The organism is Cellulomonas sp. P4_H12 (genome assembly GCF_056400905.1).
Genome location: NZ_JBFUKJ010000014.1, coordinates 1 through 14662, shown reverse-complemented (window position 1 = coordinate 14662; position 14662 = coordinate 1). Strand labels below are relative to the sequence as shown.

At 74.0% G+C, this 14662-nt stretch carries 6 protein-coding genes; 2 read left to right on the top strand and 4 right to left on the bottom strand.

Annotated elements, in window-relative coordinates; all coding sequences use genetic code 11:
• Positions 1 to 190 precede the first annotated feature (190 nt).
• Positions 191 to 1618: a glycoside hydrolase family 18 protein gene (locus AC1DQC_RS09580; protein WP_477051005.1), complete on the top strand. Its 1428-nt coding sequence runs from the start codon at positions 191 to 193 to the stop codon at positions 1616 to 1618.
• A 125-nt stretch (positions 1619 to 1743) separates the two neighbouring features.
• Here the strand turns inward: AC1DQC_RS09580 and AC1DQC_RS09575 are convergent, their stop codons facing one another.
• The 4 genes from AC1DQC_RS09575 to recC all read right to left on the bottom strand — a co-directional run bounded on the left by AC1DQC_RS09575 (position 1744) and on the right by recC (position 12994).
• The gene (locus tag AC1DQC_RS09575) at positions 1744 to 4485 is read right to left on the bottom strand and encodes a beta-glucosidase (protein WP_477051004.1); all 2742 of its coding nucleotides are present in this window, start codon (positions 4483 to 4485) and stop codon (positions 1744 to 1746) included.
• A gap of 211 nt (positions 4486 to 4696) precedes the next feature.
• Entirely contained in the window at positions 4697 to 6400 is a 1704-nt protein-coding gene (gene recD, locus AC1DQC_RS09570; protein ID WP_477051003.1) for an exodeoxyribonuclease V subunit alpha, read from the bottom strand.
• Positions 6397 to 9678: a UvrD-helicase domain-containing protein gene (locus AC1DQC_RS09565; protein WP_477051002.1), complete on the bottom strand. Its 3282-nt coding sequence runs from the start codon at positions 9676 to 9678 to the stop codon at positions 6397 to 6399. Before AC1DQC_RS09565 ends, recD begins: the two co-directional genes overlap by 4 nt.
• A 1-nt stretch (position 9679) precedes the next feature.
• Complete coding sequence (gene recC, locus AC1DQC_RS09560; RefSeq protein WP_477051001.1) at positions 9680 to 12994, bottom strand: exodeoxyribonuclease V subunit gamma; 3315 nt, start codon at positions 12992 to 12994, stop codon at positions 9680 to 9682.
• Positions 12995 to 13110: 116 nt separating this feature from the next.
• Between recC and AC1DQC_RS09555 the strand changes: the two genes are divergently transcribed.
• A complete protein-coding gene (locus AC1DQC_RS09555) occupies positions 13111 to 14598 on the top strand; it encodes an amino acid permease (protein WP_477051000.1) in 1488 nt (495 codons plus the stop codon).
• Positions 14599 to 14662: the final 64 nt, after the last annotated feature.

The window sequence follows — 14662 nt, the reverse complement described above, 5'->3', positions numbered from 1 at the left end:
GTCGTGAGCCCGTGGAGGTGCACGGGACCCAACCTGGCACAGGTGGACGGTCGCGGCATGCGCGGGACGTGACCGGACAGACCCGGACTCTTGACGCGGATCGGACAGCGGGCCATAGGGTGGGGGTATCGCCATTTGGTAGGAGTGCTTACTAATTCGGTCAGACCTCCACAGCGTCGAGGAGAGCCCCATGCGCCGTTCCCGTCGGGTGTCCATGTCCGCAGCCCTTGCCGTCGGTGTGAGCGCTGCGCTCCTCGCGCCGCTGCCCGCGCAGGCGTCGTCGGCCCCGGCGAACGACGCGCCGAAGAAGGTGGTGACCGCCTACTTCGCCGACTGGGACGTCTACGGCCGGGGCTACCACGTGAAGGACATCCCGGCGACGCAGCTCAACGTCATCCAGTACGCGTTCGGCGTCCCGTGGTACGACGAGACGACGGGGGCGGCGAGCTGCAACACCCTCGATCCGTGGGCCGACTACCAGCAGCCCTACGGGACCGACATCGCGGTCGACGGCGTCGCGGACGACGCGGCGGACCCCGACCAGCACCTCTTCGGCAGCTTCAACCAGCTGCGCAAGCTCAAGGCGGCGAACCCGCACCTCAAGGTCGAGATCTCGCTCGGCGGCTGGACCAAGTCGACGTGGTTCTCGACGCTCGCGTCGACGCCGGAGCTCCGGCAGTCGTTCGTGGCGTCGTGCATCGACACCTTCATCAAGGGCAACCTGCCGGGCGGCGGGTGGCCCGCGGGCGCTGGGGGAGCGGGCGCCGCGGCCGGCCTGTTCGACGGCATCGACCTCGACTGGGAGTACCCGACGCAGGTGGCCGGCGGGAACGTCAACCCGACGCCGGCCGACCGGCACAACGCCACGCTGCTGGCGGCCGAGTTCCGCGCGCAGCTCGACGCGTACGGGGCCACCACGGGCACGCACTACCTGCTCACGGCGGCGCTCCCGGCCGCGAAGAGCTCCACGAAGTACTTCGAGCTCAAGGAGATCTCGCGGTACTTCGACTGGGACAACGTGATGACCTACGACTTCAACGTGCCCAGCGGCCCGAAGGCGGCGCCCAACACCCTGTTCACCCCCGACCCGCGGGATGCCAACGCCAAGGACCTCACCTGGAACACGAGCGGGACGGTCGCCTGGTACCTGCTCAACGGGGTGCCGGCCAGCAAGATCGTCGTCGGCGTGCCGTTCTACGCCCAGCAGTACCTGCGCACCGGCCCGGCGAACAACGGCCTCTACCAGCCCTTCGACAACACGGGCACCGACGCGAACGTGCTGACGGTCGACGCCACGCCGCAGCCGAGCTACCACGCGCTCGTCGACGAGGGCGGCTACGTGGACGCCGCCGGCGTCACCGGTGGCGCCGGCTACACGGTGCGCTGGAACCTGCTGGCCGGCGAGCCGTACCTGACCAACCCGGCGGCCGAGCACCCGCACCTCACCACCGGCCCGGCCACCGTCCCGACGTTGATCGCCTTCTCCAGCCCGCGATCCATCGCCGAGCGCACCAAGCTCATCAAGGCGCTGCACCTGCGCGGGGCCATGGCGTGGGAGATCAGCCAGGACTCGAACAGCCACGCCCTGATCGCCGCGCTGGCGCCGGTGCTGGGGTAGCCCTGCCCAGTTCGTCGGGCTTGTCCGGCGAGCGTGCCCAAGGCGCCTACCGGCTGAGCGAATGGTTGGTCGCCCGCGGTCGGGCACACGCCCGACCGTGGGCTGACACCAACCACGGAGATCGATCAGGGCAGTGCGCTGCCGCCGATCCGCAGCGTCCCGGTGAGTCGGATGTCGGTCGACGACGAGCCGACGTAGACCGGGATGTTGCCCCGGGGCGTGCGCCACCGGTCGCGGTCCACGTCCCAGTAGGAGACCGACTCGGGGCTGAGGGCGACGGTGACCTGCTTTCGTTCGCCCGGCTGGAGGGTGACGGTGGCCCAACCGGCCAGCACCTTCTTCGCGCTCTGCACCTGCCGGGTGGGCAGGTTGCCGACGTAGACCTGCACCGTCTCCGTGCCGGCGACGGCCCCGGTGTTGCGGACGGCGACCCTGACCTGGAGCCCGGTGCCCGCACCACCCGGACCGGCGCCCGCGACGAGGCCGGTCCGCAGGTTGCGGTAGTCGAACGTGGTGTAGGACAGCCCGGTCCCGAACGAGTACTGCGGCTGGATGCCGAACTCCTCATAGCCGCGGTAGCCCACATAGATGCCCTCGGAGAACTGCTGGTCCAGGCCTTCACCCGGGAACTGTGCGGGCGAGCTGACCGGAGTGCTCTTCTCGTCGACGGGCATCGTGATGGGCAGCTTGCCGGACGGGTTCACGTCGCCGAAGAGGATCCGGGCGAGGGCGTTGCCCTGCTCCTGGCCCCCGTACCACGAGTGCAGGATCGCGGGCACGCCCTGCTCCCAGTCGGAGGTCTGGACGGCGCCACCGGTGGACAGGACCACGATCGTGCGCGGATTCGCCGCAGCGACCTGGCGGATGAGCTCGACCTGCCCGTTGGGTAGGTCGAGGTCCGGCTTGTCGCCGCCCTCCGTGGAGTAGTCCCGGACGACGACCACGGCCGCCTGCGAGGACCGGGCCAGATCGGCTGCAGCCTGCGCCTGAGGTGCGACGACGCCCTCGGGCGGCGTCCACCCGAGCTGGAAGACCGCACCGGCGTCGGTACCGCCGGGACCGTTGTTGACGTACTCGACCCGCAGGTCGCGCCCGACGCCGGCCGCGAGATCCACGGGCACGGACGTCGTCGTCGGCCCCGCCGACGGTGTCGTCGTGAGCACCGGCACACCGTCCAGGAACACCACCGCTGTGCCCGTCGTGGTGACGGCCAGCCCATAGGTCCCGTCCACCGGGGCCGTCAGCGTGCCCGACCACCGGATGGAGGCGCCCATGTCCCTGGTCTGCAGCGGGAAGTGCGGCGACTGGGAGTTGAAGCCCTCGAACAGGAAGAAGCCTCCGTTGATGGCCGCGTACGGCTCTGTCCGGTCCGCGATCGGCGCACCGGTGAAGTCCTGCGTCGAAAAGTACTCCGCACGAAGACCATGCTCCGTCCCGACCGTCAGGAAGTCCGACGGGATCGGGTCCGGACCGGGGATCAGCGACGCCGACGTCACCGGGTCCGTACCCGCCACGTGGCGGACCAGGACCCCGGGGCCGACGCGGGCCTGGATTCCCTCGAGGGGGCTGACGGTGTACGTCGGCTTCACCAGCGAGCTGCCGCCGCCGGCGACGACCGCGTCGGCGTCCGCGCCGATGACGGCGATCGACCCGACCGAGCCCTGCAGGGGCAGTGCGCCGCCGTCGTTCTTGAGCAGCACCATCGCTCGCTCGGCGACCTCCCGCGCGAACTCGCCGTGCGCGGCCTCGGGCAGCGCCGAGATGACCGGTGGGTTGTCGAACAGCCCGAGCGCGAACATCGGCCGGAGGATGCGCAACACGGCGTCGTCGACCCGAGAGACGGGCACCTGCCCGGCGCGCACGGCGTCGAGGAGGGGACCGCAGAAGAAGCAGTCGCCCGGCCCGGTCTGCGGTGTGAAGTTCCCCGGCATCTCCTGGTCCAGACCGGCCAGGATCGCCTGGTTGGTGCTGTGGGTGGCGCCGTAGTCGCTCATGACCCAGCCCTGGAAGCCGATCTGCTCCTTGAGGATCTTGTTCATCAGCTCGTCGCTCTCGCACGCGTACACGCCGTTGACCTTGTTGAACGCGCACATCGCCGAGCCGGGGCGCCCCTCCTTGACGCCGATCGCGTAGGGACGCGTGTAGATCTCCTGCAGAGCCCGCTCGTCGACCACGGCGTTGCCGCCGTCGAGCCGGTTGGTCTCCTGCGAGTACACGTTGTAGTGCTTGATGTCGGCGACGACCGCGTTCGACTGGATGCCGCGGATATCGGCGGCACCGAGCGTGCCCGAGAGCAACGGGTCCTCGCCGAACGCCTCGAACGCCCGGCCGGCCTGCGCGACGCGAGCGATGTCCACGGCCGGGGCCAGCAGGACGTTGTGGCCCGTGCGGAACGCCTCGTCGCCTGCCACCGTGCCGTACTGCTGGGCCAGCGCGGTGTCCCAGGTGGCGGCCAGGGCGATGGGGGCCGGCAGCTGGGTGGCCTTCTGGTCGTTGACGTCGGGGTTGGCGATGCGGACGCCGGCAGGGCCATCCGCCATCGTGAGCGCCGGGATCCCCAGGCGTTCGATCGGGCCGTTGTAGAACCCGTAGAAGTTGTTCAGCTCTCCGTGGAGCATGTTGACCTTCTCGTCCAAGGTCATCTGGCGCAGCAGTGCGCGTGCGCGGCGGGTGTCGGGGCCCGACTCGTCCCACCACCACTGCGACGGCAGCGACCGCGCCTCCTGCAGGCGCTCGGTGACGGCGGCCTCACCGTCCGGATCATCACCGGCCGCGGCCGCACCTCCCGCGGGCACGATCATGGCCGCGGTGCACACCACCGCGACCAGCGAGAAGCGGGCCGACCTGCTCTGGACTGCGTGACGCATGGACCCTCCCTTGGGTCGGGCGCGGGACAGTCCATGGCGTCGTTGCCTCGGCGGGCTGCCCTCGCCGAAATACCAGTAGCGCACTGCAGTCACAAGGCGTCAAGCGGGTGAAAAGGTTGCTTTGACAAACCCAGGGCACGGTTGACGGGCTTCTTCGACGGGGATCTCGGCCTGAGCAGGCACGATTCCTCGTTCGGGTCCAGCCCCGCCCTCAGCGCGGCTCGCGCAGGCCGCTGGCCCGGCGCACCGGTCGCTCGACCGCGGCGCGGATCGCGTCCTGCGTGCCGATGACGCGCACGTGCTCGCGAGCGCGCGTGACCGCCGTGTACAGCAGCTCCCGGGTGAGCAGCGGCGAGGTCACCGGCGGCAGGAGGACCGTGACGCGCGCGAACTGGCTGCCCTGTCCGCGGTGCACGGTCATCGCGTGCACGGGCTGGACGGCGGGCAACCGGTACGGGCGCACCAGCCGCGGTCGGTCCGGCTCGCCGAACGCGACCGCGACCCCGCCGAGCCCGTCGGAGACCACCACGCCGGTGTCGCCGTTGAACAGACCGCTCGCGCGGTCGTTCTCCGTGACCAGCAGCGGACGGCCGAGCGGCCAGGCGCCCGCGCCGGCGCCGATCCACGACTCGGCCGTCGCGGCCCAGTGCGCGACGCCGAACGGCCCCTCGCGGTGGGCGAGCAGGAGCCGGTGGGTGCCCAGCGCGCGCAGGGCGGCGGGCGCGTCCCCGGCGCGGGCCGCCTCGATCAGCGCGCGGCCGCTGGTCTCGAGATCCTCCCGCAGGTCGGCGACGTCCTGCGGGGACAGGCGTTCGTCGGCCGGCTCGACCAGGGACAGATGCTCGCCGCCGGCGCGCAGGAGCGCGAGCGTGCTGTCGGCGTCGCCGAGCCGGATCGCCTCGGCCAGGGCGGCGAGCGCCGGCCCGTAGCGGTAGGTGTGGGTGAGCCGGACGACGCCCCGCGGGAGGGCCGCGACGAGGTCGCCCAGCACCGCGCCCGCCTCGACGCTGGCCAGCTGGTCCGGGTCGCCGACGAGCACGAGGCGGGCCGTCGGGCGCAGCGCCTCGACCAGGCGGGCCATCAGCGACAGGGACACCATCGAGGACTCGTCGACGATGACAACGTCGTGCGGCAGGCGGCGGAGGCGGTCGTGCCGGAAGCGCGTGGTGGTGCCGGGACGCCAGCCGAGCAGCCGGTGGACCGTGGTGGCCTGCAGGGAACCGACGGCCTCGCGGTCCGAGGCGCCGAGCTGCGCGATCTCCGCGTTGACCGACTCCTGCAGGCGCGCGGCCGCCTTGCCGGTCGGCGCCGCGAGCGCGACGCGCAGGCCCGACCCGGTGGCCGCCTGCAGCGCCGCCACCATCCGGGCGACCGCCGTGGTCTTGCCCGTGCCCGGGCCGCCCGTGAGCACCGTGAGGTGGGACGTCGCGGCGGTGCGGAGGGCCGCCCGCTGGGCGTCGTCGACGGTCGACGGGTAGAGGCGGTCGACGGCCGTCTCGAGCAGGCCCGGATCCGCGTGCGCCGGGCGGCTGACGCGGTCGAGCATCGCGGCGCGCACCGTCTGCTCGTCGCGCCAGTATCGGTCGAGGTACACGCGGCCGTCGACCCAGCGCAGCGGGCGGTCGGCGGGGCCGTCCGGTCCGTCGGCGACGATCGGGCTGCGGCGGACCGCGTCGTGCCAGCCGTCGGGTCGCGGGATCTCGAGATCGTCCAGCACGACGCACACGGACCCGCCCCGCAGAGCCTCCACGGCGAGCGCGGCGGCGAGGAGGACGCGCTCGTCGGTCTCGCCGCCGATCGCGCCGAGGCGCCGCGCGACGTGCACGTCGGCCGCCGTCAGGGAGTCGACGGAGGCGAGCAGCCCGGTCGCGCGCCACGGGACGGTCGCGGCGTGCGGGTCGTCGGCGACGGTCATGAGGCCGCCAGCAGGTCGGAGAGGGCGACGACGAGCGCCGCCGGCGGGCGCCAGGACACCACGCCGAACGGGACGCCGTCGTCCGTCGGGGTCGAGGGGCCGGCCATCCCGCGCAGGAACAGGTAGAGCCCGCCGCCGAGGTGCTCGGCCGGGTCGTAGGCGGGCAGCCGCCAGCGCAGGTAGCGGTGCAGCGCCGCCGAGTAGAGCAGCAGCTGCAGCGGGTAGTGGGCGTCCATCATCGCCGCGCGCGTCGACGCGGGGCGGTAGTGCCAGAGCGACAGCGGCTCGTCGAAAGGGCCGAGGCGGTTGGTCTTGTAGTCGACGACGAGGTAGCGGTGGCCGCCGTCCGCCGGCACGCGGAGCACGGCGTCGATGGAGCCGGTGAGGTAGCCGCGCAGGCGGGCGGTGGCCAGCGACTCGTCGTCCAGGCGGTCGGCGTAGGGCGCGAACGGGTCGTCCGCCGGCAGGTGCGCGCGCAGCAGGCCGGCGATGTCGCGGACCGTCCGCGCGTCTCGTCGGGGACCGGTGTCGCCGCCCGCCAGGGGCAGCTCGAACTCGAGCTCGGCGAGGCGATCCCGCGGGGCGATCTGAGCGAGCGAGAGGTCGCCGGCCAGGGGACCGAGGGGCGTGCGGAGCGAGGGCAGCAGCGCGGACGTCAGCGCGGCCGGGTCCACGCCGAGGAGGGCACCGGTGCCCGCTTCCCCGCAGCGCGTCTCGACCTCGGCGGCCAGGTCGGACGCGGCCGTGTCGACGAGCTCCAGCACCCGGTGGGCGAACGTGCCGAACGCCGTGCCGGACGGGAGGTCGGCCATCGGCGAGGGCAGCGCGCGGGTGTCGGCGTGCTCGTCACCGGGCACGGGCGTGACCTCCGGCTCGTCCTCGACGCCCGGGTCCTCGGGCTCCGACCCGACGCGGCCGGCGTCGTGGGCGGCGGCGGTCAGCGCCGAGTACGACGTCCGGCGCCAGGACACGTCGGGTCGCCGGTCCAGCCGGGCGGCCCGCAGGTCCGCGGGCGGGCTCGTCGGCGGCGCCCACGGGGCCGTCGCCGACGCCGATGTCACCACCTCGAGCTCGAGCGCGTCGGTCGCGAGCGCACGCAGCGCGTCCGTGGTGCGGGCGTCGGACGTGGTCTTCACCAGGTCGGCGGGGTGCCCCGCGGCGTCGCGGGCGCTGAGCAGCAGCCGAGTGAGCGCGCCGCGGGGCGAGTTCGCCGACGGCGCCCACCACGCGACCACCTGGCTGGTCGCGCGCGTGAGCGCCACGTACGCGAGGCGCAGACCCTCGCCGTCGTCGGCGGCCGCACCGGCCGCGCGCGCCTCGTCGTACCCCGGGCTGCCCTTGCCGCCCACGTGCAGCAGCCGCACGTCGTCGCGGTCGTAACCCACGGTCGCGGGCGTCGGCGGCGTGAACTTGTCCCAGAGGAACGGCACGAGGACCACGGGGAACTGCAGGCCCTTGCTCGCGTGCACGGTGATGACCTGCACCGCCGCGGTGTCGGTCTCCAGGCGGCGGCTGCGCTCCTCGGCGTAGTCCTGGCCCGCCTCGTCCACCCGCGCGCGCAGCCACTCGAGCAGCGCGGCGGCGCCGAGCCCGTCGTCGGTGGCCGCGGCGTGCAGCGCCTCGCCCACGTGCCGCACGTCGGTCAGGCGGCGCTCGCCGTCGGGCAGCCGGACCAGGCGTTCGCGCAGGCCCGCGGCGGCCGTGGCCTCGAGCAGCGAGGCGACGCCGTGGTCGTCGAGCACGCGCGACCACGTGCGCAGCAGGTCCGCGAGCTGGTCGCGGMGCTCGTCGGACGCCTCGGCCAGCTCGGAGGTGGTCCAGCCGACGAACGGCGTGAGCGCGGCGGCCGAGACGAACCCGCCGACGCCCGGCCGCGCGAGCGCCGAGAGCAGGACGAGCCAGTCGCGCGCCGACGTCGTCGCGAACACGCTGGACAGCATCGAGATGACGGCCGGGATGCCGGCCGACGCGAGCGCGCGCTGCACCGCGACGGCGTCGCGGTTGACGCGCGTGAGGACGGCGATGTCGCCCGGCTCGACGGGCCGCCAGCCGCCCTCGTCGGCGAGCTCCTCCTCGTGCAGGGTCCGCAGCACCTGCGCGGCGACGTCGGCGTACACAAACTGGCGCACCTTCCCGACGGGCGGGGAAGCGTCGCCGGCGACGCCCAGCGCCGCGCGCGTCACCTGCCGCAGCCGCACCGCGGGGCCGCCGCGCAGCCGCCGCCCGGACCGGGCCGGCTCGATCGGGTGGACGACGATGCGGGGGTCGCCGAGCGCCGTGCCCGACAGGATCGGCGCGAGGCCCTCGAGCACGGCGGGGTCGGCACGCCAGTTGCGGTGCAGGGTCTGCGTGGACGCGTCGGCGCGGGCGCGCAGGTAGGTGGCGACGTCGGCGCCGCGGAACCGGTAGATCGCCTGCTTCGGGTCGCCGATGAGCACGAGCGTGCGGTGCCCGTGGAACGCGGTGCGCAGGATGTCCCACTGCACGGGGTCGGTGTCCTGGAACTCGTCGACCATGACGATGCGGTACCGGGAGCGGACGCGCTCCGCGGCGGCGGCGCCGGTGGACGGGTCGGTGAGCGCGTCGCGCAGCAGGATGAGCAGGTCGTCGTAGTCGAGCACACGCAGCGCCCGCTTGCGCCGGAGCAGCTCGCGGCGGGCGGCCGTGGCCAGGCCGTAGGAGTCGCGCGCCCGGGCGTCGGTAGCGTCGGCCGGTTCGAGCGTCGCGGCGGCGTCGCTGATCGCCTCGTGCGCGATGGTGCGGGCGTCCTTCACCGACAGCGTCGGCTTCTCGCTGGACGCGTACTTGCGCAGGTAGAGGTCGTCGACCACCTCGGCCTCGAGAGACGCGATGTCCGGGACCAGGCGCGCGTCGGGCTCGACGTCGCCCAGCGTGCCCAGCGACGTGAGCATCTGCTGGCAGAAGCCGTGCGTCGTGGTGATGGTGGCGGCGTCGAACTCCGCGAGCGCCTCGGCCAGGCGCCGGGCCCGCACGTCGCGGTCGGTCCGGGCGAGCAGCGCGACCACGGGGTCGGCCAGGTCGTCGTCCGGGTCGCGCAGGGCCCGTTCGACGGTGACGAGGCGCTCGCGGACGCGTTCGCGCAGCTCGGAGGTGGCCAGCCGGCCGAACGTCACGAGCATCAGCTCGGGCAGGCGGGCGACGCCCTCCGCGACGTACCGGACGGCCAGCGACGCGATCGTCGTGGTCTTGCCCGTGCCCGCGCTGGCCTCGAGCACCACGGTGCCCTCGGGCAGCGGTCCGCACACGTCGAACGGCACGTCAGCCCACCTCCTCGTGCGCGACGAGGTCCGCCCAGAGCGCCATCGACAGCGCGCCGAAGCGGGTGCTCTCGGCGCCCGTCGCCCGCTCGACGAGCAACCGGTCGAACGTGACCGGGTCGCCGAACGCGAGCAGGTGGTAGTCGTCGACGGCCTCGAAGCCGCCGCGCCCGTTCGCCGCGTCGTCCGCGGTGCCCAGCTCCTTGCGGGCGCTGGCCAGCGCGTCGGCCTCGTCGCCACCGCCGGTGCGCGGGTGGGCGTAGGCGAGACTCGTGGCCAGCGGGAGGGGGAGCGGGCCGCACATCGCCAGGTCGTGCAGGGCGACCAGCCGCTGCAGGATCGCGGCCGGGCGCTCCGGCGCGGCGAGCCGGGCGGTGCGCGACGCGCTCACCTGGCCGCGACCGATCGTCACCGCGGTGAAGGTCCGGTCGGGGAAGGCGGTCGCGAGCGCGAGCAGCTGGACCCACGCGCGCAGGCGGTGCTTGGCGCCCAGCCGGGAGAACACCGTGCGGACCAGGACGTCGCCGCGCACGCCGTTGACCGTGCCGGTCAGCGTGCGCCCGTCGGGGAGCGGGATCGTCACGTCGATGCTCTCGGCCGGCTCGACCAGGTAGGGCGCCGACGCCGCCAGCAGAGGCTCGACCTGCGCGCGGACCTGCTGCAGCGTGGCACCCCCGAGCGTCGACGGCGGCATGTGGCCGCGACGGCGCTCGGCCGCGGCGGCGTCCGCGAGGTCCACGCCGTCGAGCACCGCCTGCAGCAGCCGGTCGCCGATGGCCCAGCGCTCGAGGCCGTCCAGCTCGAGCGGCAGCCGGTCCTCGAGCTGGGGCTCGTCGCCCGGCAGGATCGCGCCCAGCCGGCGCCGCACGAACGCGCGGACCGGGTGCTCGAGGGTCGACGCGAGGTCGTCGAGGTCCAGCTCGTCGGTATCGAGCGGCCCCAACGGGGTCGGCTCGGCGGGCGGGGTCTGAGCGCGCCGGGTGAGCGCCGCGGCGAGGTCGAGCACGTCGAAGCTGAACGGCTCGCTGCGGCCGAGCCGTCCCGGCACGAAGTTGCGCTCGTCGACGGTCTGCAGCGGGTGGTGCACCACGAGGTCGCGGGCGTCGAGCGCGTCGAGCAGCTCGCCGACGGGCACGGCGGGCGGACGGACCGCGCCGGTGCGCTCGTCGGCCCCCGAGTACACGACGACGAGGTGCTGCTGGGCGCTGGTCACGGCGTCGAGGAACAGCTGGCGGTCCTCCCGCCGGGCGTCGCGCTCGCCGACCAGCGGGTCGCGGGCCAGGACGTCGTCCCCGTCGTGGCCCGACCCGCGCGGGAACGCCCCGTCGTCCATGCCGAGCAGCGCCACGACCCGGTGCGGCACGGCCCGCATCGGTGCCAGCGAGCACACGGTGAGCGCGCCCGTGCGGAAGCCCGAGCGCGTGGGCCGGCCCGCGAGGTGCGGCTCGAGCAGCGCGACGACGTCCGCCAGCCGCAGCGTGGTGCTCGCCGCGGCACGCGCCGTCGCGAGCGCGCGCGCGGCCTCGGCCTGCTGCCAGCGGTCGGCGGGCGCGACGTCCGTGAGCAGCAGCACCGCCCGGTCGAGCGCGTCGAACCACTCGCTCGCCGGTCGCGCGCCCTCCAGCTCGGCGAGGGTCGCCGTGAGCCGGTCGACGAACTCCGCGAGCCGCCCCACCAGGTCCACGTCGGTCGAGCCGACGTCGTCGACCGGGAGGACCGTGCCGACGAAGCGCTGGTCCTCCTCGGCCATCGCGACCCCGAGCAGCAGCCGGTCCAGGGCGGTGGCCCACGTGCCCTGCGGCAGCGCGCCCAGCTGGTAGCGCTCGCGCCGCGTCACGTCCTCGCCCCACCGCACGCCCGACTCGAGCGCCCACGCACGGACGCGGTCGAGCTCCTCGTCGTCGAAGCCGAAGCGCCGGCGCACCGGCGCCTGGCCCGCCAGGTCGACCACGGCCGACGCCCCCACCCGCGAGTCCGCGAGCTCCAGCAGGGTCGCGACGACCGCGAGCACCGGGTTCGCGCTGCGCGGTGCCCGGTCGGCGATGCGGACCCGCAGCGTCCGGCCGGGGTGCTCCGGGGCCCCGTCGTCGACGCCCGCCGCCGGGCCGAACGCGGCCTCGACCAGCGGGGCGAACGCCTCGACGTCCGGGCACATGACGATGACGTCGCGCGGTTCGAGCGTCGGGTCGTCGGCGAGCAGCCCGACGACGACCTCGCGCAGCACCTCGACCTGCCGCGACCGGCCGTGGCAGGCGTGCACCTGGACCGACCTGTCCGTCGGCGCCGCGTGGTGTCGCGGCCCGTCGGCGCGGTCCGCAGCGATCCGGTCCTGCAGGGCGCCGAGCGCCGTGGCGGGGCGCGGCGCGGACGCGAGCACCGTCACGTCGGGACCGAGCTGCAGGATCCGCGTCGCGAGCTCGGTGGCGTCGTTCGCCATCGAGGCGAGCATCGGGTGCGCGGCCGGGGTGGGTGCCTGGCTCCGGCGGCGCGGACCGGGGGTCACCTGCAGGCGACCCCAGAGCACCGTCGACGGCTGCGGCAGCCACAGGTGGACCTCGCGGTGCTCCGCGAGCGCGTCCAGCACCTGCAGGTGCGCCTCGGGCAGCGCGGTCGCCCCGAACACCGACAGCCGGCCGGGCAGGTCGACCGTCGACGGGTCGGCGGCCAGCCGCGCCACGGCCTCCGCCAGGCGCTCCGCGGGCGCCKGCACGCCGACGGCCTCGCGCACGGCGCGCCACAGGTGCGCTTGCCAGCGCAGGTCGTCGGGCAGCGGCGCCCCGGCGCCGTCCTCGTCGCGACCCGCCGCCCACGCCCGCAGCAGCGCCGGCCGCTGCGCGTCGTAGCCGGCGAACAGGCGCGCCACCCGCTGCGCGAGCCGGAACCGGCGGCTGCGCCGCACGTCGTCCGTCTCGTCCGCGCCCAGGTAGCGGCTCACCGTGCGGAGCCAGTCCGCGCCGAGGTGTGCGTCGATGGTCGCCAGGACGTGCCACGCCAGCCGGTCGCGGCCCCACGGGTCGTCGTCGCCGTCGAGGCCGAGCGTGCCGGCAAGGACGTCGCCGACCAGCCGGCGGGGCGACGGGAACAGCACGTTGGCGCAGATGCCGTCCGCCCCGGCGCCGGCGCCCAGCCGGTGCGACAGGCGCTGGGCCACCCACCGCTCGACGCCGCGCGTCGGCACCGCGACGATGTCCGGCGCGAACGGGTCGGCCGGGGTCGTGGCGAGCACGTCTGCGAGCGAGTCGACGAGGACGTCGGTGCGCTCGGCGACGTGGACGCGCAGGCCCGAGCCCGTCGTCGTCGAAGCGTCCGAGCTCACACGCGCACTCTAGCCACGGGTCCTGCGGTCGGCGGCGGCCCTGTGGGCGCGCGGGACCGGACGGGTTCCGACAGACTGGCTGACCATCCGAGGGGGCGACTGAGGGGAGTCGGTCGATGAGCCTGTTGCGCACCAAGTCCGTCGAGCAGTCCATGGCGGACTCCGAGGAGCCGGAGTTCAAGCTCAAGCGCTCGCTGAGCGCGCTCGACCTCGTCGTGTTCGGCGTCGGTGTGGTCATCGGCGCGGGCATCTTCACGCTCACCGGGCGGGCGGCGCACGAGGTCGCCGGTCCGGGGATCGTCCTGTCGTTCGTCATCGCGGCCATCTGCTGCGGGCTCGCGGCGATGTGCTACGCCGAGTTCGCCTCGACGGTCCCCGTCTCGGGGTCGGCGTACACCTTCAGCTACTCGAGCCTGGGCGAGATCTTCGCGTGGATCATCGGGTGGGACCTCATCCTCGAGATGTTCCTGGGCGCCAGCGTCGTCGCGCAGGGGTGGAGCGCCTACCTCGGCGTGCTGCTCGAGAACCTGGGCTTCGCCATCCCCGACGAGATCGGGTACGGCGGCGTCGTCGACCTGCCGGYGATCATCCTCGTCCTCCTGCTCGGGGTGCTCATCACGCTCGGGATCAAGGAGTCGCTGCGGGTCAACCTCGTGCTCGTCGCCCTCAAGCTGTTCGTCGTCCTGTTCGTCATCATCGCCGGCATCCAGTTCATCTCGACGGAGAACTACCGGCCCTTCATCCCGCCCTCGCAGGCCACCGAGACGACCAGCGGCCTCAGTCAGCCGCTGCTGCAGGCGCTCGCGGGTCTCGAGCCGGCCGCGTTCGGCTGGGGCGGCGTCGCGGCCGGCGCGGCGCTCGTGTTCTTCGCGTTCATCGGGTTCGACGTCGTCGCGACGACGGCCGAGGAGACGCGGAACCCGCAGCGCGACCTGCCCATCGGGATCCTCGGCTCCCTGATCATCTGCACGATCCTCTACTGCGCCGTCTCGATCGTGGTGACGGGCATGGTCAGCTACGACAAGCTCGACCCCGAGGCCGCCCTGGCCAACGCCTTCACCGCGCACGGCGAGGACTGGATGGCGACCGTCATCTCCGCGGGCGCGGTGGCGGGCCTCACCACCGTCGTGCTCACGCTGATGATCGGCGGCAGCCGCGTGATCTTCGCGATGAGCCGCGACCACCTCCTGCCGCCGGTCCTGGCCACGGTGCACCCGACGTTCCGCACGCCGTGGGTGATTACCGCCGTCGTCACGGTCGTGGTCGCGCTCGTCGCCGGTTTGACCCCCGTCGGCGTGCTCGAGGAGATGGTCAACATCGGCACCCTGAGCGCCTTCGTGCTGGTCAGCGTGGGCGTGCTGGTGCTGCGCCGCAAGCGTCCCGACCTGCCCCGCTCGTTCCGCGTGCCGTGGATGCCGGTGCTGCCGATCGTGTCCGCGGCCGTCTGCCTGTACCTGATGCTCAACCTGTCGGTCGAGACGTGGCTGCGGTTCGTCGTGTGGCTGGTGCTGGGCTTCGTCGTGTACTTCGGCTACTCGATGCGCCGGTCCCGGCTGGCCGCCGGGCAGCCGCCTCAGCTCCAGAGGAGCAACGCTTCGCCCTGACCTCCTCCGCCGCACAACGCCACCGCCGCGCGGCCCTGGCCCCGGCGCGCGAGCTCGGCTGCGG

Coding starts and splice junctions, on each gene's coding strand:
- AC1DQC_RS09580 (WP_477051005.1), top strand. CDS start 191: ATGCGCCGTTCCCGTCGGGTGTCCATGTCCGCAGCCCTTGCCGTCGGT.
- AC1DQC_RS09575 (WP_477051004.1), bottom strand. CDS start 4,485: ATGCGTCACGCAGTCCAGAGCAGGTCGGCCCGCTTCTCGCTGGTCGCG.
- recD (WP_477051003.1), bottom strand. CDS start 6,400: ATGACCGTCGCCGACGACCCGCACGCCGCGACCGTCCCGTGGCGCGCG.